Origin of the sequence: Bacillus sp. PS237 (assembly GCF_037963345.1) — a bacterium.
Lineage (GTDB): Bacteria > Bacillota > Bacilli > Bacillales > Bacillaceae > Bacillus > Bacillus subtilis.
Window position 1 is genome coordinate 4,040,094 of sequence record NZ_CP150156.1, and the last position, 25,438, is coordinate 4,065,531.

Consider the following 25,438-nt stretch of genomic DNA (forward strand, 5'->3'; position numbering starts at 1 on the left):
AAAAGAAATATTCACGTTATCATACTTGTATACAAGTATACTCCTTGAGTGAGGAAGGTGAGTGTATGCTAGACTCCAAAGACCTGTTGTATCCCGCAAAATGGCTCTCAAAAGCGTCAACCGGAGTTCGTGTCGCATACGAGCTGAGAATGCGGATCGTTTCAGGTCTGATTGAAAGCGGTACCATTTTATCAGAAAATACAATCGCCGCCGAGTTTTCAGTAAGCCGTTCGCCGGTTCGCGAAGCGCTAAAAATACTCGCATCCGAAAAAATCATCCGCTTAGAACGAATGGGAGCGGTCGTAATTGGTTTAACTGAGAAGAAAATCGCGGAAATTTATGATGTGCGGTTACTATTAGAAACATTTGTCTTTGAACGGCTTGTCAAAATAGACATTGAGCCTTTAGTTAAGGATCTCAGCAAAATTCTTGAAATGATGAAAGTCTCAATCAAATATGAGGATGCTGACGAATTTTCATTTCAAGATGTGCTGTTCCATGAAACGATTATCCGAGCGATTGATCATTCATACATTCAGATGATCTGGAACAATCTAAAACCCGTCATGGAAAGCTTTATTCTTTTATCGATGCGGGTACGGTTAAAGGAAAAGTATGAAGACTTCACAAGGATTTTAGATAACCACGAGCTTTATATTCAAGCCATCAAAACAAAGGATAGGGCGCTGATGATTCAGTCTCTTCACCAAAACTTTGATGATGTGCAGGATAAGGTAGAAGACCTATGGCTCTCACAACAAATGCTGGCAAAAGGAGCTGAATACAACAATGACTAGTTATATGTTAGGAATCGATATCGGCACGACAAGCACAAAAGCTGTGCTGTTCAGTGAAAACGGAGATGTGGTACAGAAAGAAAGCATCGGCTACCCGCTCTATACACCGGACATCTCAACAGCTGAACAAAATCCGGAAGAGATTTTTCAGGCAGTCATCCATACAACAGCGAGAATTACAAAACAGCATCCCGAAAAACGGATCTCTTTCATTTCGTTCAGCAGCGCCATGCACAGCGTCATTGCAATCGACGAAAATGACAAGCCGCTGACGCCATGCATTACATGGGCCGACAACAGAAGTGAAGGCTGGGCGCATAAGATCAAAGAGGAATTGAACGGACATGAGGTGTACAAACGGACGGGAACACCGATTCATCCGATGGCACCGTTAAGTAAAATTGCCTGGATCACGAATGAAAGAAAAGAAATCGCTTCCAAGGCAAAAAAATATATCGGCATCAAAGAATACATTTTTAAACAGCTGTTCAATGAGTATGTCATCGATTACTCATTGGCATCAGCGACAGGCATGATGAACCTGAAGGGCTTGGATTGGGACGAAGAGGCACTGCGCATCGCAGGCATCACGCCGGATCACTTATCCAAACTCGTGCCGACAACCGAGATCTTTCAGCACTGCAGCCCGGAAATAGCGATCCAAATGGGAATCGATCCGGAAACGCCTTTTGTCATCGGCGCCAGCGACGGCGTGCTGTCCAACCTCGGCGTCAACGCCATTAAAAAGGGTGAAATCGCCGTCACCATCGGTACAAGCGGTGCCATTCGGACGATTATTGACAAGCCGCAAACCGATGAAAAAGGGAGAATTTTTTGCTATGCCTTGACGGACAAGCATTGGGTTATTGGGGGACCTGTGAACAATGGGGGCATCGTCCTTCGCTGGATCAGAGACGAGTTTGCCTCCTCCGAAATCGAAACAGCGACACGGCTGGGCATTGATCCATATGACGTGCTGACGAAAATTGCCCAACGCGTCAGACCCGGTTCTGACGGTCTGCTGTTCCACCCATATCTCGCCGGAGAACGCGCTCCGTTGTGGAATCCGGATGTACGCGGCTCATTTTTCGGCTTGACCATGTCGCATAAGAAAGAGCATATGATACGCGCGGCATTGGAAGGCGTCATTTACAACCTGTACACGGTGTTCTTGGCGTTAACTGAATGCATGGATGGCCCGGTAACCCGCATCCAAGCGACAGGGGGTTTTGCAAGGTCGGAGGTTTGGCGCCAAATGATGTCGGATATCTTCGAATCAGAGGTTGTCGTTCCGGAAAGCTACGAAAGCTCATGTCTCGGCGCCTGCATTTTAGGCCTGTATGCAACAGGAAAAATCGATTCTTTCGACGCCGTGTCCGATATGATCGGCAGCACATACAGACATACGCCGATCGAAGACTCAGCCAAGGAATACAGAACATTAATGCCGATTTTCATCAATCTATCAAGATTATTAGAAAATCAATATACACAAATTGCAGATTATCAGAGGGGCTTAATCACACACAAATAGTACATGACATGAAGGGGAGGGCATTACCATGCCGTTAATCATCGTTGCACTTGGGATCTTAGCATTACTATTTCTGATTATGGGCTTAAAATTAAACACATTTATTTCCCTGCTGGTCGTATCGTTCGGCGTGGCACTGGCACTCGGGATGCCGTTCGATAAAGTTGTCAGCTCCATCGAAGCAGGAATAGGGGGGACTCTTGGCCACATCGCGCTCATCTTCGGACTCGGTGCGATGCTGGGCAAACTGATCGCGGATTCAGGAGGCGCACAGCGCATTGCGATGACGCTCGTCAACAAATTCGGTGAGAAAAATATTCAATGGGCCGTTGTCATTGCCTCATTCATTATTGGGATTGCGTTATTTTTTGAAGTAGGACTGGTTCTATTAATTCCGATTGTCTTTGCGATTTCAAGAGAATTGAAGATTTCTATTTTATTTCTCGGAATCCCGATGGTCGCGGCACTATCCGTCACACACGGTTTCCTGCCGCCGCACCCGGGACCTACGGCGATCGCCGGTGAGTATGGCGCAAACATTGGAGAAGTGCTGCTGTACGGCTTTATCGTTGCTGTTCCGACAGTGCTCATTGCAGGGCCGTTATTTACAAAGTTCGCGAAAAAAATCGTTCCTGCATCATTTGCGAAAAACGGCAATATTGCATCACTCGGCACACAAAAAACATTTAACCTTGAAGAAACACCCGGCTTTGGAATCAGTGTCTTTACTGCAATGCTCCCGATTATCATCATGTCGGTCGCGACCATTATCGACCTGCTTCAAGAAACAATCGGGTTTGCAGATAACGGAGTTTTAGCTTTTATCAGATTGATTGGAAACGCATCGACTGCTATGATTATTTCGTTATTGGTCGCAGTCTATACAATGGGCATCAAGCGCAACATTCCAGTCAAAACCGTGATGGATTCTTGTTCAACTGCCATTTCACAAATCGGCATGATGCTTTTGATCATCGGAGGAGGCGGCGCCTTCAAACAAGTGCTGATCAACGGCGGTGTCGGCGATTACGTAGCAGACTTATTCAAAGGAACGGCATTATCGCCAATCATTCTGGCATGGCTCATCGCAGCGATCCTGCGCATTTCTCTAGGATCGGCGACTGTTGCCGCACTAAGCACAACAGGTCTGGTCATTCCGTTATTGGGCCATTCTGATGTTAACCTGGCGTTAGTCGTACTCGCAACAGGAGCCGGAAGTGTCATCGCTTCACACGTCAATGACGCCGGCTTCTGGATGTTCAAGGAATACTTCGGATTAAGCATGAAAGAAACATTCGCCACATGGACATTGCTGGAAACCATTATTTCCGTTGCTGGACTGGGATTCATTTTATTGTTAAGTTTAGTTGTATGAAATTAAGAAGGAGCTGTAACACATGTTCAATTCGATTGGTGTCATAGGCTTAGGCGTAATGGGAAGCAACATCGCCTTAAACATGGCAAATAAAGGCGAAAACGTCGCTGTCTATAATTACACCAGAGATTTAACGGACCAGCTTATCCAAAAGCTGGATGGACAATCTCTCAGCCCGTATTACGAGCTTGAGGACTTTGTTCAATCGTTAGAAAAACCAAGAAAAATCTTTTTGATGGTCACAGCGGGAAAACCCGTAGATTCCGTCATCCAATCATTAAAGCCTTTGCTTGAAGAAGGCGACGTCATCATGGACGGAGGAAACTCCCACTATGAAGACACAGAAAGAAGATATGACGAGCTGAAGGAAAAAGGGATCGGCTACCTGGGAGTCGGCATTTCCGGCGGTGAAGTCGGTGCGTTAACAGGGCCTTCCATCATGCCGGGCGGAGATCGCGACGTCTATGAGAAAGCCGCTCCTATCCTGACGAAAATCGCAGCCCAAGTCGGAGATGACCCTTGCTGTGTCTATATCGGACCAAAAGGGGCAGGGCACTTTACAAAAATGGTGCACAACGGCATTGAATATGCCGACATGCAGCTGATTGCAGAAGCTTATACGTTTCTAAGAGAAACGCTTCGTCTGCCGCTAGATGAAATTGCATCTATTTTTGAAACATGGAATCAAGGTGAGCTGAAAAGCTATTTAATAGAGATTACAGCTGAGATTTTACGCAAAAAAGACGAAAAAACAGGACAGCCTCTGATCGATGTCATCCTTGATAAAACCGGCCAAAAAGGCACCGGAAAATGGACGAGCATGCAGGCGATTGATAACGGCATCCCGTCCACGATCATCACAGAGTCCTTGTTCGCCCGCTACTTGTCATCTTTAAAAGAAGAACGGATGGCAGCTCAAGATGTATTAGCAGGCCCGGAAGCCGAAGAAAAACACTTGGATAAAGACACTTGGATTGAATACGTCAGACAGGCTCTTTACATGGGGAAAGTATGCGCCTATGCACAAGGCTTTGCCCAATATAAGATGTCATCTGAGCTTTACGGCTGGAATCTGCCGCTCAAAGACATCGCCTTGATTTTCCGAGGCGGCTGCATCATCCGCGCTGATTTCCTAAACGTGATCAGCGAAGCATTCAGTGAGCAGCCAAATCTGGCTAACCTGCTGATCGCGCCTTATTTCACAGATAAGCTCCATGCCTATCAAACAGGCCTGCGAAAAGTCGTTTGCGAGGGTATCAGCACCGGAATCTCTTTCCCATGCTTAACTACCGCGCTCTCTTATTACGACGGCTACCGCACAGGGCGTTCCAATGCGAACCTCTTGCAGGCACAGCGCGATTACTTTGGCGCTCACACGTACGAACGGACTGATATGGACGGCGTCTTCCATACGAATTGGTCTGAATAACCTGTATTAAAAACACGGTCAGTTTCAACTGAACCGTGTTTTTTTCTTCTATCCCAAACAACAGAAGACATAAGTTATGTTTTAAATATCATAAACAGTGATACAATAATAGCTAGAAACAATCCCCAAGATCATCATGTGACAGCAGATTGCTGTTCCGTTCTATTCTGCTTTTGGCCATTGTCCTTTGCCCTTGACCATGGTGTCATAAAATGTTCAAATGCCAAAACGGCCTGGCATTCTGATTTACAAAAGTCCCTGAAAACCTTATCTAATTGAGAATCAGCCTCTCATTTATTATAAAAGAAATGCCTAAATCCTACCTGTCACACCTTTATTAAGATGAAAAAAAGTAGGTTATGGCTTGACAAAAAATATATATTAATTAATAATTCATATATAATTAGAATTATTATTGAAAGCGATTATGCTTTCTAATACATTTTTAGGAGGAATATACATTATGTCTTTAATCGGTAAAGAAGTACTTCCATTCGAAGCAAAAGCATTCAAAAACGGTGAATTCATCGATGTAACAAACGAAGATTTGAAAGGCCAATGGAGCGTATTCTGCTTCTACCCAGCAGATTTCTCTTTCGTATGCCCAACTGAGCTTGAAGATCTTCAAGAACAATATGCTGCACTTAAAGAATTAGGTGTTGAAGTATACTCTGTTTCTACAGATACTCACTTCGTACACAAAGGCTGGCATGACAGCTCTGAAAAAATCAGCAAAATCACTTACGCAATGATCGGTGACCCATCTCAAACGATCTCTCGCAACTTCGATGTTCTTGACGAAGAAACTGGCCTTGCTGACCGCGGAACATTCATCATCGATCCAGACGGCGTTATCCAAACTGTTGAAATCAATGCAGGCGGTATCGGCCGTGACGCAAGCAACCTTGTAAACAAAGTAAAAGCAGCTCAATACGTTCGTCAAAACCCAGGTGAAGTTTGCCCGGCTAAATGGGAAGAAGGCGGCGAAACTCTTACACCTAGCCTTGATCTAGTAGGTAAAATCTAAGGAGTGCATTCAATTGGTACTTGATGCAAATATCAAAGCACAATTAAATCAATATATGCAGCTAATTGAGAATGACATTGTTCTCAAAGTTAGCGCAGGCGAAGATGACACTTCTAAGGACATGCTGGCTCTCGTTGATGAGCTGGCTTCCATGTCATCGAAAATTTCAGTTGAAAAAGCTGAATTAAACAGAACGCCGAGCTTCAGTGTCAATCGTGTCGGAGAAGACACTGGCGTGACTTTCGCCGGTATCCCTCTGGGCCACGAATTCACATCATTAGTGTTGGCGTTGCTCCAAGTGAGCGGCAGACCGCCTAAGGTAGACCAAAAAGTCATTGATCAGGTGAAGAAGATCAGTGGTGAATACCACTTCGAATCTTATATCAGCCTGACATGCCACAACTGTCCTGATGTTGTACAAGCTTTAAACATGATGAGCGTGCTGAACCCGAACATTACGCACACGATGATTGACGGTGCAGCATACAAAGCAGAAGTTGAAAGCAAAAACATCATGGCAGTGCCGACCGTTTACCTGAATGGCGAATCCTTCGGAAGCGGCCGTATGACGCTTGAAGAAATTCTTGCGAAAATGGGCAGCGGCACAGATGCATCTGAGTTTGCTGACAAAGAGCCGTTTGACGTTCTTGTGGTCGGAGGCGGACCTGCTGGTGCAAGTGCAGCGATCTACACTGCACGTAAAGGCATCCGAACTGGTGTTGTCGCTGAGCGCTTCGGCGGACAGGTTCTCGACACCATGAGCATCGAAAACTTCATCAGCGTCAAAGCGACGGAAGGACCGAAGCTAGCGGCAAGTCTTGAAGAGCATGTGAAGGAATATGATATTGATGTCATGAACCTTCAGCGTGCGAAACGCCTTGAGAAGAAAGATCTGTTCGAACTTGAACTCGAAAACGGCGCTGTCCTGAAAAGTAAAACAGTGATCCTTTCAACAGGTGCACGCTGGCGCAATGTCAACGTCCCCGGTGAACAAGAGTTCAAAAACAAAGGTGTCGCATACTGCCCGCACTGTGATGGGCCATTGTTTGAAGGCAAAGACGTTGCGGTAATCGGCGGCGGAAACTCTGGTATCGAAGCAGCGATTGATCTTGCAGGTATTGTCAATCACGTTACTGTACTAGAATTCGCGCCGGAACTGAAAGCAGACGAAGTCCTGCAAAAACGTCTCTACAGCCTGCCTAACGTTACTGTCGTGAAAAACGCACAAACAAAAGAAATCACAGGTGATCAGAGTGTTAACGGCATCACATATGTAGACCGCGAAACAGGCGAAGAAAAACACGTTGAACTTCAAGGTGTATTCGTCCAAATCGGTCTCGTGCCAAACACAGAATGGTTAGAAGGAACGGTTGAACGCAACCGCATGGGCGAAATTATTGTCGACAAACACGGCGCAACAAGCGTACCAGGCTTATTTGCTGCCGGCGACTGCACAGACAGTGCGTACAACCAAATTATTATTTCTATGGGATCAGGTGCAACTGCCGCCCTCGGCGCGTTTGATTACCTAATCCGTAACTAATATAAGAAATCCGCTATATTGCCAGATTGGCAGGATAGCGGATTTTTCTTTTTCTACAGAAAAAAACCGAACCAGGCACTACGGTAAAAGTGCTCGATTCGAGCGCTTCTTATAGTTCCTCACCATTCGTTTGAATGACATTTTTATACCACTCAAAGGAGTCTTTCTTATATCGTTTCATGGATCCGTTTCCTTCATTGTCACGATCAACATAGATCATGCCGTAGCGTTTTTTCATTTCGCCAGTTGTGAAGGAGACAATATCAATAATGCCCCACGGCGTGTAGCCAATTAAATCAACACCATCGTACGTGACCGCTTTTTTCAATGCTTCAATATGCGATTTTAAATATTGAATGCGTTCCGGATCATGAACCTTGCCGTCCTCCTCCAGCGTATCCACTGCGCCAAAGCCATTTTCAACGATGAATAACGGGATTTGGTATCGGTCATAAAAACGATTTAACGTATATCTCAACCCGGTTGGATCAATCGCCCATCCCCAGTCACTCGAAGTGATGTACGGATTTTCGACACCATTCGGCAAGCCGCCATTTACAATATCGCCAGTGTTATCATTTTTCACATCGCTTTTCACAGTTGTTGACATGTAATAGCTGAAGCCTAAGTAATCGACGGTTCCGTTTCTTAAAATCTCATCATCGCCGTCTTCGAATGTGATGTTGTAGCCTTCGCGTTCAAATTCCTTCAACGCGTAGCTTGGATAATAACCGCGAACCTGCACATCAGGGAAGAAATAGCGCTGCCTCATTTCTTCTTCAGCCAGCATCACATCTTCAGGATTGGAGGAGAAAGGATAAATCGGCACGTGTGATACCATGGCCCCAATCTGGAACTCTGGATTGATGTCTTTTCCTTTTGCCACTGCTAAGGCGCTCGCCACTAATTCATGGTGCGCCGTTTGATACATGACTTCCTTGGCGTTTTCGTTTTCGCCAACCACAACACCTGAATTCGTCCATAGGAACAGCGGATTGTTCACATCCATTTGGTTGTTAATCTCGTTAAATGTCATCCAGTACTTCACTTTATCTTTGTAACGGGTAAAGCAAGCCTCTGCGAAGTTGACGAAGAAGTCCACGACTTTCCGGTTTCTGAAGCCGCCATATTCTCTTGCCAGGTGCAGCGGCATTTCAAAGTGAGACAGGGTAATGACCGGCTCGATCCCATGCTTCAGCAATTCATCAAACACATCATCATAAAACTGCAAACCAGCTTCGTTCGGTTCAGCCTCATCGCCTTTCGGAAAAATCCGGCTCCAGCCGATGGACGTCCGCAGACATTTTAATCCCATTTCCGCAAACAAAGCGATATCTTCCTTGTATCTGTGATAGAAATCAATGGCTTCATGGTTTGGATAAAATTCGTTTTCTTCAATCGTGTCAGTGATTTTTCTCGGCACGCCGTGCGCACCCGCTGTCATCACATCGACGACACTCGGCCCTTTACCGCCTTGATTCCATCCGCCTTCAAATTGGTGGGCAGCTAAAGCACCGCCCCATAAAAAATCCTTTGGCATGTTTCCCATGTTTAATTCCTCCTCAGCTTACGACTGTAAATATTTTTTGATGTAATGCACTTTCCTCAATGTCTTCAATGAAAGCTTTATCAAACTCAACAAGCACTTCGCCTTTTTTGACGGTATCGCCTTCTTTTACCTTCAAGGAAAAAGGCGTGCCGTCAAATGTCACCGTATCCAGCCCGATGTGCGCAAGCAATTCGACGCCGGACGCTGAACGCAGGCCAATCGCATGCTTTGTAGGCGTAACCATGACAACCGTAATGACGCCGGGATGGTAGCATCGATTTCACGATATCCTTCGCTTTAGGGGTAGACCGCTTCAGCACCAATCGAAGTCTGGTAGCGCAGCGAGAAGCCCCAATCACATTCTCTTCCCCGCCTACGGCCTCTAAAATGTCTTTTGCTAGTCTCGTATAATCTCTCACTTTCCCCGACATTTCACCCACCCCTTCGTTTTGGTTACGCTTTCATTATAATTGTAACGGTATAATTTATCAATTCCGAAACAAAATATTTACGCACTAACTATCATTGTAAGCGGTTTATGCTATAATTTTGACAAGTGAAACTAAACGAATAAATGAGGAATGCGTATGTTAAAATACCAGCAAATCGCAACGGAAATTGAAACATATATAGAAGAACACCAGCTTCAGCAGGGAGACAAACTGCCAGTCCTAGAAACCCTCATGGCCCAGTTTGAAGTCAGCAAAAGCACCATCACAAAGTCCCTCGAGCTATTAGAGCAAAAAGGCGCGATCTTTCAGGTCAGAGGAAGCGGCATTTTCGTCAGAAAACATAAACGAAAAGGCTATATCAGCCTTCTGTCGAATCAGGGATTTAAAAAAGATCTCGAGGATTTCAACGTCACCTCAAAAGTCATCGAACTGGACGTGAGAAAGCCAACACCGGAAGCGGCGGAAAACCTGAACATCGGAATGGACGAGGACATCTACTATGTCAAAAGGGTCCGCTACATCAACGGCCAGACCCTTTGCTACGAAGAATCCTATTACACCAAATCCATCGTGACGTATTTAAACAACGAAATCGTCTCCCACTCCATCTTCCATTACATCCGGGAAGGACTGGGGTTGAAGATTGGTTTTTCTGATTTGTTTCTGCACGTGGGCCAGCTTAATGAGGAAGAAGCGGAATATTTGGGATTAGAGGCTGGACTGCCGAAGCTGTATATAGAAAGTATTTTTCACCTGACAAATGGGCAGCCGTTTGATTACTCGAAGATTTCGTATAATTATGAGCAGTCGCAGTTTGTGGTACAGGCTAATAGTTTTTTATTATAGGGCTCTTCACTACGGTAGGTGGTCGACATGTACAAAATTATCATTCCTGCCATACTAGCCATCTTTGCGCTCTGGATACTCTTACAGATTTCACTAGAGATGAGCATCGTTAAGAATCCAATGAACTACTTTATCGTATTCATTATCTTTTTCCTCTTTGTAAAGATGGTGAAAGAAAAACAATAATAGTTTGGGCGATGCAAACAGAAAAACATCCTTCCCTTAACAAACTCAGCCAGTCACATGCATTAATCTTGATGTTAATGATATATAGGTGCACATAAAAAGCTACTTCATTGTGAAGTAGCTCCCTTTATTAAAGGCCCATTTTGATCCATCTAGTTTTAGAAAAGCGAAGGACAATCGCATTTATGATAATAATTGAAACTAAATACAAAATAATAAATAAAACATCATTACTCCCAAGTGTCATGTTATCAGATTGCAGCACTCTTTCTATTCGGGGGTACATAGTGTTACCTGCCTCAAAAGGAGCAATGAAACCAAACGTTTTATTGCTTATAGCTACTAAGATAACAGAAGTCATCCAATAAACGATACTGACACCTATACTAATTAATATATTAGGACATAACACGCTTATAGTTCCGATAATTAGAATATACTGCAGTATAACTGCAGAAAATAAAAAAAGTAATAATGCAAAATGCGAAAAATCATGGTACATCAACGATATGATTAGCAGGCCTAGCGTTATAAATGCAAAACATTCTAAAAATAAAACAGCTATCTTTTTATAAAAGAAAGTATAGATGTTCTCTCCAATTAACTTGTAAAAGAGAATATTTTTGTTTGAATACTCTCTATTAATAAAGAAAGCTATAACAAATGAAAATAACATCAAACCAAACTGGGTCGCAACAGTATAGGAGCTAAAGAAAAACATTTCAGGTGTAACATTACTGACTTTATCGATTCCAACAAGTAAAAAATAACCCAGCAAAAATAAAAATACAAACATTGCTCCTAAAATAATGATAACTTTGTTGCTAATACTCTTTTTAAACTCTAATTTCATCTCAAGCCCCCACTGTTTTATTACTCATTTATATACACTTCAATTAATTTATCCACTGAATGATATTGTTGAATTTCTTGGTGATTAAATATATAATAATCCCCTTCTATCGCCTTTAAATCAGACAAATCATGTGTAATGTTGATGATAATCTTCTCGGGGTTCTCCTGAATATACTTGTTTAAGAAGCCATGAATCTCTATAACCGTTTTTTTGTCTAATGAATTCGTTATTTCATCTAAAACAATAATATTTTTATCCTCTAATAAGAAACTGAGCAATTTTAATTTTTGCTTTTGTCCATCACTCAAATTTTTGATCAGAACTTTTCCATCAATATTATCCAGATTAAGTAAATATGCGATTTTATCTATCATTTTTGCATCAAATTTTTTACTCAAAAAGTGTAATAAAAAGTCCTTAGAAACATCATTAGGTATATTCGACGAGCTGGATATTAAAGAAACATTTTGACGAATATCTCTGCCGATTCTTTTGCTATTATTCAACAAAAAGTCTTTAGCAAGCTGTGATTTACCGACTCCATTTTTTCCGACAACGTGATTAATTTTCCCGCTCGAAAAATGCAAGTCGGTGTCCTGAAGTAACGTTTTGCCTTTCACTTTTAAAGTGTAATTCGCTATATTCATATACATACTCCTAGGAAATATTTGCATAATAATAAAATGTTCTGCCTTGTGATTTGTTACTAATGTCTAAGCTTTTGAGGTACCTCTTTCGTTTCCGATCCGGAAGCGAAAGAAATGTTTTTAGATGGCTAATTTGGAGATCTTTTACTCTAGTTTACAATATATAATATCCAATGTACAACTGAATTCACTGCAAGGCCAATCCCTATAATTTGAATCGTAAGAACTAACCAATGATTTGTCTTAAAACGGCTATATTCATCTAAGCTCAGAAAAGCTAAAAGAATTTTGTAACCATCAGAATTCAATATTGGGATTAAGTTCCACAATAAAGTAGACGAGAAAAGCATAAATGCCATAGTTAATGCTTCACTGGAAAATGTAAATTGATTTATTAATTCTAATGTATTTATTAAAAGATAATTGATAAACAAGCCAAATAAATGAACGATTATCTTTTCATTTCTTGATAGCATGTAGGTTTCATTCAATTGGACATAAAAAGCAGGAAATACATAAAAATTCAGTTTGAATCCCACTTTATCAAAGTTTTTCCCGAAAAATTTTAAGGAATAAATATGTCCCAGTTCATGAAGCACTATATTCATTATAAAATAAATAACTATAATTATCCACATTTTCCAGCCGTAAAATACTGAGGACAATCCATTTTGCAATTTTATTAAATGAATATAATTTAATATGAACATGAGAGCCGTAAAGGATAAGAACAGATAAAAAAACTTTGGTGATACTTTCTCTTTATACATTTTAAAACGTAATAATTGTTTATCTGACAGAGAATTTAAACTATTTTTATAGTATTCTCCGCTTTTTTTGTCTTTTATAAATACGTTGTTTTGCACAAGCACTTCATATTTTTCATCTTCATACTTTAAAATTTTCATTATAGTATTTTTCCATATAAGGATAGAAGTAGTTTATTTTTTCTGCAGAGTTGAATAAGGAACCACAAACTCCACAAATAGAGGAAAATTCATAAGGAATGTCAAATTCCTCTATTTTGTTATTTTCTTTTAAAATATTCAAAAACCATTTGAATCCTTCTTTTCTAAGAATAAATAATAGCAAATTGGAATTTAACTTTTCCACGGTTCTTTCGAAACTTTGGTTATATTCTTCCCTTAGGGTTATTTTCGTTTCAAAAATAGCAGGGGAACAACATGGATAAATTTCTCCATCATGATGATATACAATGTCATATCCGGGACAATGTAAGGAATCTTCATCTTCAAGACTGTAAAATTTATGTATGTTTTCTTGCTTAATTCTAGTTTTAGCAGCGCCAACTGATATCATTGGAAATTTTGTTATCTTTACACCTAAGATTGAATCCCCCAATTCCTCTAAAATGTGGTTGGACATTTTGTCTTTGGTAACTGCCATATTAAGAGAAATATCGATATCAGGGTATTTCCTGCTATGTTCTAATATGTTTTTAATACTGGAAGACTTGACAAATGGAGCATGGTACTCATCATAACTTATAGTCAGTGCTATCACATTTAAAGAATTCATATCATGAAAGTACTCCTGGACCTTTTTCTTGCTCAAACCCCAAAATCCATTAGAGATCAACGTTATTTGTTTTTCATATGGTTTAATGATTTCCATTAGTTCTTTTAAAAATTTATAATCTAAAAAAACTTCCCCACCTGTAAAAGAAATCACTTGAATGGTTTTGTTTTTTGCAAATTCAGTTACTAACTCTCTTATGTATTCTTTTTCCATCCTGGTTGTTGAAGTTGGTGAACTAGAAAAACAACAATGGTCACAGGATGCATTACACCTTGAATCTAAATTGATTGATACTGTTTTATTATACATGAAATATCCCCCAACAAATGGTAAAGGAGAGTTAGACTCTCCTTTGTACCCCTCTAATTAATGACCACTTCCAAGAATCCAGCGATTTTCTTTTGATTTTACAAAATACCAAAGATCATTCACTTTTGCTAACTTTTGTGATTCATCTAATAGACCCTTAAATTCTAAGTTTTTCACAGTCTCATTGTTAGTGATTTCCTTTTTCATATTATCCCTCCTCCTTTTCTAATATAAACCAATTATTCTATATCATTCAATACATGTCAATATATTGTACCTAAAAAATCTGAAAAATGTCACTATTCTTGGTATATAAAGCCTATAGTCCTCTAGCCCCTCTAAGCTATACCGAATGAAAGGCCATAGTTTGATTTAAAGCTTCGTAATGAAAAGTAAAACATCAATATTGGCTACACTAGTTAAGGGATATACAGATTTTAAGTGGAAGAAATGAGGCAAACAATCTTACCCTAAACCAACCTGTACTGAAAAGCTGTTTTAAGCTCTTGCTTACCCCATTTGGCACCTCTTTCTCTCGTTTTAATTGTCTCTAAAAGCAGTTATGCGGTACTATCATATAAAGGTCCAATGTTTAAAAATAATGTCATACTTTTAAATTCACCTTATCATGCACATGCTCATAAAGAGGGGTTTATTCTAAAAAGGGGATGGACGGTTTTGGAAAGCAAGTACCTAGATCTACTCGCACAAAAATACGATTGTGAAGAAAAAGTGGTAACAGAAATCATCAATTTGAAAGCGATATTGAACCTGCCAAAAGGCACCGAGCATTTTGTCAGTGATCTGCACGGAGAGTATCAGGCATTCCAGCACGTGTTGCGCAATGGTTCAGGACGAGTCAAAGAGAAGATACGCGACATCTTCAGCGGTGTCATTTACGATAGAGAAATTGATGAATTAGCAGCATTGGTCTATTATCCGGAAGACAAACTGAAATTAATCAAACATGACTTTGATGCGAAAGAAGCGTTAAACGAGTGGTATAAAGAAACGATTCATCGAATGATTAAGCTCGTTTCATATTGCTCCTCTAAGTATACCCGCTCCAAATTACGCAAAGCACTGCCTGCCCAATTTGCTTATATTACGGAGGAGCTGTTATACAAAACAGAACAAGCTGGCAACAAGGAGCAATATTACTCCGAAATCATTGATCAGATCATTGAACTTGGCCAAGCCGATAAGCTGATCACCGGCCTTGCTTACAGCGTTCAGCGATTGGTGGTCGACCATCTGCATGTGGTCGGCGATATTTATGACCGCGGCCCGCAGCCGGATAGAATTATGGAAGAACTGATCAACTATCATTCTGTCGATATTCAGTGGGGAAATCACGATGTCCTTTGGATCGGCGCCTATTCCGGTTCCAAAGTGTGCCTGGCCAATATTATCCGCATCTGTGCCCGCTACGACAACCTGGATATTATTGAGGACGTGTACGGCATCAACCTGAGACCGCTGCTGAACCTGGCCGAAAAATATTATGATGATAATCCAGCGTTCCGTCCAAAAGCAGACGAAAACAGGCCAGAGGATGAGATTAAGCAAATCACAAAAATCCATCAAGCGATTGCCATGATCCAATTCAAGCTTGAGAGCCCGATTATCAAGAGACGGCCGAACTTTAATATGGAAGAGCGGCTGTTATTAGAGAAAATAGACTATGACAAAAATGAAATCACGCTGAACGGAAAAACATATCAACTGGAAAACACCTGCTTTGCGACGATTAATCCGGAGCAGCCAGATCAGCTATTAGAAGAAGAAGCAGAAGTCATAGACAAGCTGCTATTCTCTGTCCAGCATTCCGAAAAGCTGGGCCGCCATATGAATTTTATGATGAAAAAAGGCAGCCTTTATTTAAAATATAACGGCAACCTGTTGATTCACGGCTGTATTCCAGTTGATGAAAACGGCAATATGGAAACGATGATGATTGAGGATAAACCGTATGCGGGCCGTGAGCTGCTCGATGTATTTGAACGATTCTTGCGGGAAGCCTTTGCCCACCCGGAAGAAACCGATGACCTGGCGACAGATATGGCTTGGTATTTATGGACAGGCGAATACTCCTCCCTCTTCGGAAAACGCGCCATGACGACATTTGAGCGCTATTTCATCAAAGAGAAGGAAACGCATAAAGAGAAGAAAAACCCGTATTATTATTTACGAGAAGACGAGGCAACCTGCCGAAACATCCTGGCAGAATTCGGCCTCAATCCAGATCACGGCCATATCATCAACGGCCATACACCTGTAAAAGAAATCGAAGGAGAAGACCCAATCAAAGCAAACGGAAAAATGATCGTCATCGACGGCGGCTTCTCCAAAGCCTACCAATCCACAACAGGCATCGCCGGCTACACGCTGCTATACAACTCCTACGGCATGCAGCTCGTCGCCCATAAACACTTCAATTCCAAGGCAGAAGTCCTAAGCACCGGAACCGACGTCTTAACGGTCAAACGATTAGTGGACAAAGAGCTTGAGCGGAAGAAAGTGAAGGAAACGAATGTGGGTGAGGAATTGTTGCAGGAAGTTGCGATTTTAGAGAGTTTGCGGGAGTATCGGTATATGAAGTGAGGGGTGTGGGGTTCAGGGATGGTGATATGCTGCTCCCCTAAAAGTAGATAGATGAATTTTAGAAAATCTGTTTGCCTTGGGGAGTTTTTTCATGGCTGGACAATTATACTACAAGGAAGAAATACTAATACTTATAGAATGTAATTGGGTAATGATTCGGAGAAAGAGGTTGCGAAATAATATGGTATTACACTGAAACAATTATCAATGGAGAACATGCACGATATAGCCGTTCTATATTCTCCCTCTATTATGGCACTCATTAGTAGACATAACCGTAAAAAAATGCACTCAAAAAAAGTCCATTCTATATAACTCTCGCTAGGGTGGACCTTTTTCAACATTCAAAGTACTAGATTTTTTCTAGTGAAAGAATAAGAAAAGACATAAGTTCTATTTTATCACTCTGTTATAGGTTAAGTTATTACGGTGTTTCATTATATACTGAATTTAAACACCCTTGACATTATGGGAATTTTTAAAACAGGTTAAAAGGAAGTTCTATAAGAACTCCCTAGTTTAATATTATTTGGTCAAAATCTAAAACCAAAAAATCTATTTTTATCTTCATTGTTTCTATCTAATTTTGCAACAATCATACCTTTCGACTCTAATTCTTGAAGGTCATCTAATAATAATTCATTTTTATTTATTGTTACAAAATATTGTCCGATCCTATTCTCTAACAGACTTGAATTGATATGTTTTAATAATGTACCTTTTACATGAGGATCAGGATTAGAATAAGATCCGTCATGAATTAAAATATTCAAACTACACTTATTTATACACCTGTATAAAAACCAAGTAAGATCAAATATATTTATCTTCATATGGAGTCTACCATGTGAACGTTCATCCGGTATAGAACAAGAAATTTTGATCCTTCCTGTAGTTGATTGTTTTGCGTTACTTATTCTATTATCATATTCAAAATCTAAAAATCCATGTTGGTTGTATGTAACATCCATTAGATTATTAAAAAGCTTCTTTAACTCACTAACTATAGCGCTATAAGATTGAAACTCATCATAATACATTGAATTAACTCTTAATATTTCATGTTGAAGTTCATTAATCTTATCAAAAATATGGTTTTTTTTATCGTAGTCACTAATTCTCAATCTTACTTCCGCTAACTCTATTTCTTTCCTTCTTTGTTCTTCCATCACAATGGAAATATCCTCAATGAAATTGTTACTCTTTAAAATTCTGGCACTTGATTCCAGTTGTTCTGTTAATCCTTGCTTTTTGATATTAAGTTTTTTTAAATCGGCTTGTATTTTAACAATTTTATCTTTAAAATAACTCCCTCTACTTTCTACCATGAAATTATAGAACTCTTGGACTTTATTATAATTCTGTTTTACTTCCTCTGGAAAAAAACCTACAATATCTTCATAGAATTTTTCTATATTTTCTAATTCTTTAATCTTAGTTACTTTTTTATTTAAATCATCTATATTTCTTTGATATTGTTTACAAATATGTTCATTTTCAAATATTTCATTTTGTATTTTATTAAGTTCACTTTTAATTTCTGAGTACCTATTTGTATCATTATTATATTTATTGGCAGTCTTAGTTTGATAGATAACTCTATTGTAATCCTCTATCTCATTTATTAATTCATCTTCCTTAACTTTTAAATCGCCAATGTTAATATTCATTGATTCAATCAATTTTATTTCACTATTTAATTTTTCAATCTTATCCCGAAAAACCTTTATGTTTTTTTCTGTATGAGTTGGTAAAGTAAAAAGATAGTTAAGTAATTTATATTGTTTTAACCCTCCCCTATTCGGTAAAACTATATCATTAAACCCTGTCTTTTCGTCTCTTATAATATACTCCCTTAACGCCGCAAAAGTTATATCCTCTTTCTCACCCTTTAAAATTTCCTTTTCAATAAATTTTTTATATACACTTATACTAACTTTTTTCCATTCCTCCAAATTAAAAGTTAAAGAAGTATCATGTAATGTATAACCATGTTTAGGAGAATTAAAAGATCTAGCAAGGAATACTTGATTTCCATCAATTTCCACATTCAAAACAATAAAAACGTTTTTATTGAGAAGAATTTCATTTGTCGTATAAAAATTTGATATAGTCTTCCCTAGTAAAAAGGAGATGCATTCAATCATCGTTGACTTACCTACACCATTAGTCTCTTCATGATCTTCTCTCTTTTCACCAAGTATTATATTTACTCCTACAGCATTAAATTTATACTCTTTCAAAATTTCTTGGGAATTGCAAACAAAAAGATTTTTTATAATCATAACAATCACTAACTCTCCGTTCTGCTAATCATATTTTGATTAAAAGAAACTTTACCTAATGAATATAAAAAAGTTAACGATAAATACAGTATCCGTTCAATATTCAAATTTATTATAATACCTTGACTCTTAGCATAATCAAGAAAAAGTTGATCAATATGTTTTTCCTTCTCTAACAGTTCATAAAGTATCTTTGATGAGTATAAAATATTTTCTTCCACAGCATTATATTTAGTTAATAAAAAATGATTCATTTCTGGCCTCTCCGCCTTTTCCTTTTTTAAAGGAGAATTATTCACTAGAGGAATAAGATCATTTCCAATTTGAATGTTTTTAAACTCATTTTCTAATAAAACATAAGAGTATTTGAGAATATTTTCAGCTGTTTCAATTTTAAGATCAATCATTCTTAACACTTCTTTTGTTATCATTAAAAATCTCACATTCATAAATGCACCAACATGTTAAAATCTTAATGTATTTTTTCGTTAAAGCCTTTGAATATGGTAAAACTGAATGACATTCTAGATAAATCTCATTAACAATTTTTACAAATATCTCATCTCCATTATTATATTGATTATGAAACTCTAGATATTTGTCTACTATCGTCTCAGCAATCAATTCCTTTTTATCAGCACTTACATACGAAGTGGAATCCATTATATGGTTTATCACACCAAAATACTCAGAATAACTATCGAATTTCCGTTTAAAAGTTTCCCCACTTTTCATATCATAAAATTTTTTATCTAAACCAATTTGATTATCAAAATTACTAGTAAATGTTTTATAACTTTCTCTATACTCATGAAAATCTATAATAAAGCTCTTAAACTCATCTTCATCAATTTTATCATCGTTATCTTCTATTTCTTTTTCAATAAGGCTCTCTAATCTATTAATCTTATAATTTAACTTCCCTTCCTGTAGTCTCCTTCCTCCTTGGTTGTTTTTTGACCAGTATTTATATTCGGTATTCCAAATGTAGTATGTTACTTCTGTCTCGCCATTATCTAAATTCACATCCACCGAAATAAATTCTGGAGTAGCATACTCATCCTTTATAATGGCTCCACTTACTAATTCTAAGAATGGATTTTCATTTGTATTTGCAGTAATATTAAATGAAGAATCATGTACATGTCCTGCCAAATATAGATCAATAAAGTAATCATCAAAATGTGCCTTTATTGATTCTCTTTCGGAAGATTCAATACAACCTAACGTATGGTGCCCAATAGCTATATTTAATACCTTGCCCTTATTTTTCTCTTTGTTCATCTTCCTTATTGCTTTATATAATTTCATCTGTGCAGTTAATAACGTTCCTTCTTCACCTTTTTTATCTGATAACAGACATGTATTTATTGATAAAACATTATACTTCTCCGATTGATACAAAAAATGCAAATCTTCTTCCGGATATTTAACACCCATAAAATCTTCATAAAAATCGAAAAATTTCCTTTGACCTTCCACTAATATATTTGTAGCTTTTTGATCTAGTTTATCCAACATTTCTGAGGGGTTAGGAGATTTCATAATACTATCAATCAAAAGTGTCCTCGTCATGTCTCTAGATATATCGTGATTTCCTGGCACTAAGTGTACGTTATTCTTACTTAATCCCATACTTTTAATAATTCCATTAAGATATTCTTTAACATCTTCGTTATACACATCACCTTTGTGTGCTATATCTCCAGTTAATAATAAAAAATCAAAATCTGACTCTCTTCTTAAAACTTCTATAAAATCTAATAATTTATCTCTCATTACAATAGTGTCATAATTTTGAAACTGAAAATGCAAATCAGAAATTTGTAAAAAACGTACCTTCAATACAAACATCCTCTCATAAGTATATTTATCCCCTATATATTTCTAGAAAACTTTTTATTCTATATCATCTTTACTCTTTAATATATTAAGACTCTTTCCACACCATCAAATAAATTATAACCTAAACATAACTCTTTACTCATTTTAGTATTGTATTTAAGTCAAACATTGCATTGGTTGCTGAAATATTATATTCATTGAATTATTCCATTAAATAGCTTTTAGTTGAACTTTAGTCTTTCTGTAATGGTGGAGATGCTCTTACTTATGATAAGGCTCCCCACGATTAATCCGAAAAGCCCGATAAATCTGCTCCACTAAAATAAGCCGCATCAACTGATGAGGAAATGTCATCTTCGAGAACGATAGCTTCTCGTCCGCTCGCTTCATCACCGTGTCACTCAATCCGAGTGATCCGCCGATGACGAAGGTGACTTTGCTTTTTCCATAAGTAGCCAGCTTATCTATTGTATCGGCTAGTTCTTCGGATGTTTTCATTTTTCCTTCGATGGCGAGGGCGATGACGTGGGCGTCGGGGCTGATTTTGGATAGGATGCGGTCGCCTTCTTTGTCTTTTATGATTTTCATGTCCTGGTCGCTTAGGTTTTCCGGCGCTTTTTCGTCCGGGAGTTCGATGATGTCGATTTTTGCGTAGGCCGAAAGTCGTTTGGTGTATTCTTCAATGCCTTGCTTGAGGTATTTTTCTTTTAGTTTTCCGATTGTCACAATATTGATATTCACAGGTCATCCCCACTTTAAAAACAAGTTATTCATATATGTTGTCCACAATTGTGGATATCTTTTCTGTATTTTGTGTAAGATCATTCGTTCCCCACTATATATACTGCGGGGTCTCCACATAATTCACAGGCTGTGGATAAACTGTTAGTATGTTCGATTTTTCTGATTTCGGGCGGCAGCTCGTGGTCGTCTATGTACATATCCAGCACCGTTTCGATGTGTTCTTCACAAGAATAATACGCTTGTTTCATGTTCAAATCCTCCGATGTTTTCTTCCATTTTTACAAATGTTCTCTTCTCAATATAACCTATTTATTCACATGTTAGTAGTGCTTCGGGCTGAGTTTTATCCACAATTCGACAAACAAGCTGTTGATGACTCTATTTCGCTCGTGTGTTAGTTTGGATGTAACCGATGTGTGGGGAGGTCTGCATTTGCGCTTTAGATGGGTTTGGCTTTTTGTGATTATGTTGCTGCTTGCTGAGTGTCAGCCATCTTATTGGGTGTTGGAGAAGGATCGAATCGGTGAAGGCAGTCCAGACTTAGAAATATACGCTAATTATCTCCAAATGCATGATGACGTGAAAGGATATCAAGTCTTCACCATATCAGAAGGCAAAAAAATGGTCGTCGTGTCTCTCGGAAGCAGCGAGAAAGATAAGAAGCTTGAAGTGTCGGACGTCAAATTCTCATCTAAAGAAACGATTGTAACTGTGGAGCGAAAACCTGCTCCTACGGCAAATGAGAAAAACCCTTTTATTTTGATTGGACTGGACAAAATTGAAGGGGATTTAATTGTTCAAGACGAAACAGGAGATCGCTTTGAAGAAACGGATTACCAGCAATAAAGCCGGCGTTCTGAGAACGTCCGGCTTTTTCTTTTACTTCAATGTCCCATGCGGGTCGATGACGAATTTTTTGGCTGCGCCTTTGTCGAAGTCGCTGTAGCCTTTTGGCGCGTCGTCCAGAGAAATAACGGTGGCATTGACGGCTTTTGCGATCTGCGCTCTGCCGCTCAGGATCGCTTTCATCAAATTGCGGTTGTATGTCATGGCGGGCGTTTGTCCGGTGACGAAGGTGTGGGCTTTGGCCCAGCCGAGTCCGAAGCGGATTTTTAATGAGCCTGTTTTGGCGTCCGCATCCTTTGCACCGGGATCTTCGGTCACGTATAAGCCTGGAATGCCAAGGCTGCCTCCGACCTGGGTGACGTCCATGATTGAGTTCAGCACGGCGGCTGGCGCTTCTCCTTGATTGCCGTGCCCAGATGCTTCAAAGCCGACACAGTCCACTGCAGCATCAACGGTTGGTTCACCTAGTATTTGTTCAATTTGCTCGCCGAGGCGGTCGTGTTTTTGCACGTTGACCGTTTCACAGCCGAAGCTTCTGGCCTGTGCCAGCCTGTCTTCGTTCAGATCGCCGACAATCACGGTAGAGGCGCCTAGGAGCTGAGCGGAGTGTGCAGCTGCCAAGCCGACAGGACCCGCTCCAGCGATATAAACGGTTGAACCTGTTTGCACGCCCGCTGTATAAGCTCCATGGAAGCCGGTCGGAAAAATGTCGGACAGCATGGTCAAATCGAGAATCTTTTCTAGCGCCTGTTCTTTATCAGGGAATACCAAAAGCTGAAAATCAGCGTATGGCACCATGACATATTCAGACTGGCCGCCGACCCAGCCGCCCATATCGACGTAGCCGTAAGCCGATCCCGGCCGGTCCGGATTGACATTCAGGCACACATGCGTTTTCTGCGTTTTGCACATCACACAGCGTCCGCAGGCAATATTGAAAGGAACGGATACGATATCTCCTTTTTTGATAAATTCAACATCACGCCCCGTTTCAATGACTTCTCCCGTAATTTCATGCCCGAGCACCAAGCCTTCTGGCGCCGTTGTGCGGCCTCTGACCATATGCTGGTCGCTTCCGCAAATGTTGGTTGTAATGACTTTGAGAATAACCCCATGCTCACATTTTCGATTCACATTCGCCTTCGGGACGCCGGGCCCGTCCCTCAAGATTAACTCCGGATAACCGATATCCTCCACCGCTACAGTCCCTTTGCCTTTGTACACAACCGCTTTGTTTCCTGTCAACGCCATTCCTCCCATTCATGTGTTTGGACTCTCCGTCCTTGAACATGACTTCGGTTCGGCATGACTCTTTCCCTTTTTCACGACTGTTTTTTCTGTATTCTTACAACAACAAATATGCCAAGAAAGCATCCAATAATGGTTCCGCCGATGTCTAAGAAGTCGACTTTACATCCATTTAACAAGAACACAGTAATGGCCGAAACCAGGCAGATCATAACTGCCAGAAGAATAACCCGATTTGTCTGCATGTAATTCCTCCTTTGGATTCGTTTCTAAACCATACCCAAAATCCTCTGCAAACTTCGGTTCAACAAAAAAAGAGACTTCACACCAGTCTCTTCATAAACAGAGATCACTCAAAAAATTTCCTGAGAAATAATGTGGCAACACTCGTTACTAACGCAATTGCCGTATACATAACAACCCAAAATATGAATGAGCTATTCCCCGAAGCTAACGTAACTAACAATATCAAGCTCGTGATAAGAACGATGAGCGGTGCCACCCAAAATCTTTTAAATAAAAAATGACCCGCTATACCAAATACACCTGCGACGATCGGAAAACCAAAAACGATAAATAAAACGGCGATGGCTCCCATACTACCCTCCTTGCCTTAAAACCTCTTCATCACCTCAACATCATACAGCTTCAAATGACTCTTCGGCGTCACGACATCCTTTACCTTCCCAATCTCTTTTTCTTTCATTTTCTTTCCGGTTTTCAGGCTGTACTGTTCAATGTAGGCAGGCTTGTGATACGTGTATGTGAAGAAATAGAGGCTGCTGCCTTTTTGGGTGATTTCTTTGAATTCGGCTTTCATTTTGTCCGGGGAAAGGGTGAAGACGATGCTTGTTTTTCCTGTCTTGGCATCGATTTTGTGTACCTTTCCGAAGCCGTCAATGAAATACAGGTTCCCGTCATAAGGGAAAAAGCTGTTTTTAAAGCTGAAGGGCATGGAGCTGTATATCGTTTGTTCGTCGTTTTTGTATTCGGCGATATCGTGCAGCTCTACTTCGCCGCTTTTTTTGTTGATCTTGACCATTTGATAGAGATCGTGGGCTTTTTGGCCGCGAACCATAACATACACAGCTTGGTCGTCCACGGCAAGTTGGGATTCGACTGAGGCTCCTTCCCGGTACTGCCATTCCGTTATGCTGAGATAGGTAAGCTTCTTCTGATCTGCTTGAATCTGAAGGAGCTGATAGCCTTTTCCGTCATCTGTCGGGACGAGTGCGTAAATGGCGCCATCATGGAAACCGGAGGCTCGGATGTAGTAGGGGATGACGTCTTTTTTCCACTCTCCGTCCATTTGGCGGTACAGCTCTGAGCGGTATCCGTCTCCCTTTTTGTCGTAGCCGGAGTTGTATAAGGTGTAAAAGCCGTCCGTGTTTTGCAGAAAGCCCGCGCTGTCGCCTGTGTGCTGATAGGTTCTTTTATGGGAGCGCAGGCCGTTTTTGATCGTATAAATCGTGTTTTTGTCCTCCAGCATCACGCTGTCACCGTGAACCTTTGCTGAGCCCAGCTCAAGGCCCTTCATCTGAAAGGAAGACAGCGTCCCGTCATGGCTGATAAACAGGGCGTAGCTTTTCCCGCCGCCAAATGCATCTTGATCCGCAGAGGATGAGAAATACAGCAGGACTTCTTTGTCATCCAGGAAATCGGGATTTCTGAGATCCTGCTGACTCACGGTTTTATGGCTTTTGAGAGGAGAAATGAAGACAAATAGTGCGATTCCTGCGAGAATCAGCATGGCGATGGTAATCATCCACTTTTTCAT

Annotated in this window: 26 protein-coding genes and 1 pseudogene; 10 read left to right on the forward strand and 17 right to left on the reverse strand. The window is 40.1% G+C overall.

What is annotated here, in order from left to right:
- The first annotated feature begins 65 nt into the window (after nucleotides 1-65).
- The 6 genes from gntR to ahpF all read left to right on the forward strand — a co-directional run bounded on the left by gntR (nucleotide 66) and on the right by ahpF (nucleotide 7,705).
- A complete protein-coding gene (gene gntR, locus NST22_RS20935) occupies nucleotides 66-797 on the forward strand; it encodes a gluconate operon transcriptional repressor GntR (RefSeq protein ID WP_003243132.1) in 732 nt (243 codons plus the stop codon).
- Complete coding sequence (gene gntK / locus NST22_RS20940) at nucleotides 790-2,331, forward strand: gluconokinase (RefSeq protein WP_009968422.1); 1,542 nt, start codon at nucleotides 790-792, stop codon at nucleotides 2,329-2,331. Before gntR ends, gntK begins: the two co-directional genes overlap by 8 nt.
- 28 nt (nucleotides 2,332-2,359) lie before the next feature.
- A complete protein-coding gene (gene gntP / locus NST22_RS20945; protein WP_003243139.1) occupies nucleotides 2,360-3,706 on the forward strand; it encodes a gluconate permease GntP in 1,347 nt (448 codons plus the stop codon).
- Nucleotides 3,707-3,728: 22 nt separating this feature from the next.
- Nucleotides 3,729-5,135, forward strand: coding sequence for a decarboxylating NADP(+)-dependent phosphogluconate dehydrogenase (gnd, locus tag NST22_RS20950; protein WP_003243876.1), 1,407 nt, complete (start codon nucleotides 3,729-3,731; stop codon nucleotides 5,133-5,135).
- Between the two features lie 463 nt (nucleotides 5,136-5,598).
- Complete coding sequence (gene ahpC, locus NST22_RS20955) at nucleotides 5,599-6,162, forward strand: alkyl hydroperoxide reductase subunit C (protein ID WP_003243686.1); 564 nt, start codon at nucleotides 5,599-5,601, stop codon at nucleotides 6,160-6,162.
- Nucleotides 6,163-6,175: 13 nt separating this feature from the next.
- Complete coding sequence (ahpF, locus tag NST22_RS20960; RefSeq protein WP_003243077.1) at nucleotides 6,176-7,705, forward strand: alkyl hydroperoxide reductase subunit F; 1,530 nt, start codon at nucleotides 6,176-6,178, stop codon at nucleotides 7,703-7,705.
- 109 nt (nucleotides 7,706-7,814) lie between these two features.
- Here the strand turns inward: ahpF and bglA are convergent, their stop codons facing one another.
- The 3 genes and pseudogenes from bglA to NST22_RS20975 form a co-directional block, all read right to left on the reverse strand.
- A complete protein-coding gene (bglA, locus tag NST22_RS20965) occupies nucleotides 7,815-9,254 on the reverse strand; it encodes a 6-phospho-beta-glucosidase BglA (RefSeq protein WP_003226994.1) in 1,440 nt (479 codons plus the stop codon).
- 13 nt (nucleotides 9,255-9,267) lie between these two features.
- Nucleotides 9,268-9,507: pseudogene (locus NST22_RS20970) on the reverse strand (PTS glucose transporter subunit IIA); the annotation flags it as partial.
- Complete coding sequence (locus NST22_RS20975) at nucleotides 9,407-9,685, reverse strand: PTS transporter subunit EIIB (protein WP_075058871.1); 279 nt, start codon at nucleotides 9,683-9,685, stop codon at nucleotides 9,407-9,409. The gene NST22_RS20975 and the pseudogene NST22_RS20970, both read right to left, overlap by 101 nt.
- A gap of 156 nt (nucleotides 9,686-9,841) precedes the next feature.
- Between NST22_RS20975 and NST22_RS20980 the strand changes: the two genes are divergently transcribed.
- On the forward strand, nucleotides 9,842-10,552 hold the full coding sequence (locus NST22_RS20980) for a GntR family transcriptional regulator (RefSeq protein ID WP_003226988.1): 711 nt from the start codon (nucleotides 9,842-9,844) through the stop codon (nucleotides 10,550-10,552).
- A 27-nt stretch (nucleotides 10,553-10,579) separates the two neighbouring features.
- Nucleotides 10,580-10,738, forward strand: a complete 159-nt coding sequence (locus tag NST22_RS20985) for a hypothetical protein (RefSeq protein WP_009968424.1) — start codon at nucleotides 10,580-10,582, stop codon at nucleotides 10,736-10,738.
- Between the two features lie 130 nt (nucleotides 10,739-10,868).
- On the opposite strand, the gene NST22_RS20990 is transcribed toward NST22_RS20985, so the two are convergent.
- The 5 genes from NST22_RS20990 to NST22_RS21010 all read right to left on the reverse strand — a co-directional run bounded on the left by NST22_RS20990 (nucleotide 10,869) and on the right by NST22_RS21010 (nucleotide 14,296).
- A complete protein-coding gene (locus NST22_RS20990; protein ID WP_003243760.1) occupies nucleotides 10,869-11,591 on the reverse strand; it encodes a peptide ABC transporter permease in 723 nt (240 codons plus the stop codon).
- Between the two features lie 20 nt (nucleotides 11,592-11,611).
- Nucleotides 11,612-12,241, reverse strand: coding sequence for an ATP-binding cassette domain-containing protein (locus tag NST22_RS20995; protein WP_003242913.1), 630 nt, complete (start codon nucleotides 12,239-12,241; stop codon nucleotides 11,612-11,614).
- 149 nt (nucleotides 12,242-12,390) lie between these two features.
- Nucleotides 12,391-13,149, reverse strand: a complete 759-nt coding sequence (gene liaK / locus NST22_RS21000; protein ID WP_003243055.1) for a zinc metalloprotease LiaK — start codon at nucleotides 13,147-13,149, stop codon at nucleotides 12,391-12,393.
- On the reverse strand, nucleotides 13,130-14,089 hold the full coding sequence (locus NST22_RS21005; protein WP_003242609.1) for a YydG family radical SAM peptide epimerase: 960 nt from the start codon (nucleotides 14,087-14,089) through the stop codon (nucleotides 13,130-13,132). The genes liaK and NST22_RS21005 overlap by 20 nt, the downstream gene beginning before the upstream one ends.
- Nucleotides 14,090-14,146: 57 nt before the next feature.
- Nucleotides 14,147-14,296 (reverse strand): epipeptide YydF family RiPP, encoded by a 150-nt coding sequence (locus NST22_RS21010; RefSeq protein ID WP_003226979.1) that lies wholly within the window; start codon nucleotides 14,294-14,296, stop codon nucleotides 14,147-14,149.
- A 471-nt stretch (nucleotides 14,297-14,767) separates the two neighbouring features.
- On the opposite strand from NST22_RS21010, the gene fbp reads away from it, so the two are divergent.
- Entirely contained in the window at nucleotides 14,768-16,693 is a 1,926-nt protein-coding gene (fbp, locus tag NST22_RS21015; protein ID WP_003243329.1) for a fructose-1,6-bisphosphatase, read from the forward strand.
- A 533-nt stretch (nucleotides 16,694-17,226) separates the two neighbouring features.
- On the opposite strand, the gene NST22_RS21020 is transcribed toward fbp, so the two are convergent.
- From NST22_RS21020 to NST22_RS21040, 5 genes are all read right to left on the reverse strand, one after another.
- Entirely contained in the window at nucleotides 17,227-18,987 is a 1,761-nt protein-coding gene (locus NST22_RS21020; protein WP_009969953.1) for a DUF2326 domain-containing protein, read from the reverse strand.
- On the reverse strand, nucleotides 18,987-19,385 hold the full coding sequence (locus NST22_RS21025) for a hypothetical protein (RefSeq protein ID WP_003242576.1): 399 nt from the start codon (nucleotides 19,383-19,385) through the stop codon (nucleotides 18,987-18,989). The genes NST22_RS21020 and NST22_RS21025 overlap by 1 nt, the downstream gene beginning before the upstream one ends.
- Nucleotides 19,378-20,823, reverse strand: coding sequence for a metallophosphoesterase (locus NST22_RS21030; protein WP_003243883.1), 1,446 nt, complete (start codon nucleotides 20,821-20,823; stop codon nucleotides 19,378-19,380). The genes NST22_RS21025 and NST22_RS21030 overlap by 8 nt, the downstream gene beginning before the upstream one ends.
- A 261-nt stretch (nucleotides 20,824-21,084) precedes the next feature.
- Nucleotides 21,085-21,564, reverse strand: coding sequence for a 23S rRNA (pseudouridine(1915)-N(3))-methyltransferase RlmH (rlmH, locus tag NST22_RS21035; protein WP_003243164.1), 480 nt, complete (start codon nucleotides 21,562-21,564; stop codon nucleotides 21,085-21,087).
- Between the two features lie 80 nt (nucleotides 21,565-21,644).
- Nucleotides 21,645-21,815 carry a CxxH/CxxC protein gene (locus NST22_RS21040; RefSeq protein WP_003219122.1) on the reverse strand — a complete coding sequence of 57 codons (171 nt, stop codon included), beginning with the start codon at nucleotides 21,813-21,815 and terminating at the stop codon, nucleotides 21,645-21,647.
- A 184-nt stretch (nucleotides 21,816-21,999) separates the two neighbouring features.
- On the opposite strand from NST22_RS21040, the gene NST22_RS21045 reads away from it, so the two are divergent.
- A complete protein-coding gene (locus NST22_RS21045) occupies nucleotides 22,000-22,413 on the forward strand; it encodes a hypothetical protein (RefSeq protein ID WP_003243375.1) in 414 nt (137 codons plus the stop codon).
- A 33-nt stretch (nucleotides 22,414-22,446) separates the two neighbouring features.
- On the opposite strand, the gene fdhA is transcribed toward NST22_RS21045, so the two are convergent.
- The 4 genes from fdhA to NST22_RS21065 form a co-directional block, all read right to left on the reverse strand.
- Complete coding sequence (fdhA, locus tag NST22_RS21050; protein WP_003226972.1) at nucleotides 22,447-23,673, reverse strand: formaldehyde dehydrogenase, glutathione-independent; 1,227 nt, start codon at nucleotides 23,671-23,673, stop codon at nucleotides 22,447-22,449.
- Between the two features lie 62 nt (nucleotides 23,674-23,735).
- Entirely contained in the window at nucleotides 23,736-23,906 is a 171-nt protein-coding gene (locus NST22_RS21055; RefSeq protein WP_003244248.1) for a hypothetical protein, read from the reverse strand.
- A 104-nt stretch (nucleotides 23,907-24,010) separates the two neighbouring features.
- Nucleotides 24,011-24,259: a DUF2651 family protein gene (locus NST22_RS21060; RefSeq protein ID WP_003243630.1), complete on the reverse strand. Its 249-nt coding sequence runs from the start codon at nucleotides 24,257-24,259 to the stop codon at nucleotides 24,011-24,013.
- Nucleotides 24,260-24,274: 15 nt separating this feature from the next.
- Nucleotides 24,275-25,438 (reverse strand): hypothetical protein, encoded by a 1,164-nt coding sequence (locus NST22_RS21065; protein WP_003243905.1) that lies wholly within the window; start codon nucleotides 25,436-25,438, stop codon nucleotides 24,275-24,277.

Coding starts and splice junctions, on each gene's coding strand:
- NST22_RS21005 (WP_003242609.1), bottom strand. CDS start 14,089: ATGTATAATAAAACAGTATCAATCAATTTAGATTCAAGGTGTAATGCA.
- NST22_RS21055 (WP_003244248.1), bottom strand. CDS start 23,906: ATGCAGACAAATCGGGTTATTCTTCTGGCAGTTATGATCTGCCTGGTT.
- fdhA (WP_003226972.1), bottom strand. CDS start 23,673: ATGGGAGGAATGGCGTTGACAGGAAACAAAGCGGTTGTGTACAAAGGC.
- NST22_RS21060 (WP_003243630.1), bottom strand. CDS start 24,259: ATGGGAGCCATCGCCGTTTTATTTATCGTTTTTGGTTTTCCGATCGTC.
- gntK (WP_009968422.1), top strand. CDS start 790: ATGACTAGTTATATGTTAGGAATCGATATCGGCACGACAAGCACAAAA.
- NST22_RS20990 (WP_003243760.1), bottom strand. CDS start 11,591: ATGAAATTAGAGTTTAAAAAGAGTATTAGCAACAAAGTTATCATTATT.
- gnd (WP_003243876.1), top strand. CDS start 3,729: ATGTTCAATTCGATTGGTGTCATAGGCTTAGGCGTAATGGGAAGCAAC.
- NST22_RS20985 (WP_009968424.1), top strand. CDS start 10,580: ATGTACAAAATTATCATTCCTGCCATACTAGCCATCTTTGCGCTCTGG.
- gntP (WP_003243139.1), top strand. CDS start 2,360: ATGCCGTTAATCATCGTTGCACTTGGGATCTTAGCATTACTATTTCTG.
- liaK (WP_003243055.1), bottom strand. CDS start 13,149: ATGAAAATTTTAAAGTATGAAGATGAAAAATATGAAGTGCTTGTGCAA.
- ahpC (WP_003243686.1), top strand. CDS start 5,599: ATGTCTTTAATCGGTAAAGAAGTACTTCCATTCGAAGCAAAAGCATTC.
- NST22_RS20980 (WP_003226988.1), top strand. CDS start 9,842: ATGTTAAAATACCAGCAAATCGCAACGGAAATTGAAACATATATAGAA.
- NST22_RS21065 (WP_003243905.1), bottom strand. CDS start 25,438: ATGAAAAAGTGGATGATTACCATCGCCATGCTGATTCTCGCAGGAATC.
- NST22_RS21040 (WP_003219122.1), bottom strand. CDS start 21,815: ATGAAACAAGCGTATTATTCTTGTGAAGAACACATCGAAACGGTGCTG.
- NST22_RS20975 (WP_075058871.1), bottom strand. CDS start 9,685: ATGTCGGGGAAAGTGAGAGATTATACGAGACTAGCAAAAGACATTTTA.
- NST22_RS20995 (WP_003242913.1), bottom strand. CDS start 12,241: ATGAATATAGCGAATTACACTTTAAAAGTGAAAGGCAAAACGTTACTT.
- NST22_RS21010 (WP_003226979.1), bottom strand. CDS start 14,296: ATGAAAAAGGAAATCACTAACAATGAGACTGTGAAAAACTTAGAATTT.
- NST22_RS21025 (WP_003242576.1), bottom strand. CDS start 19,385: ATGATTGATCTTAAAATTGAAACAGCTGAAAATATTCTCAAATACTCT.
- bglA (WP_003226994.1), bottom strand. CDS start 9,254: ATGGGAAACATGCCAAAGGATTTTTTATGGGGCGGTGCTTTAGCTGCC.
- gntR (WP_003243132.1), top strand. CDS start 66: ATGCTAGACTCCAAAGACCTGTTGTATCCCGCAAAATGGCTCTCAAAA.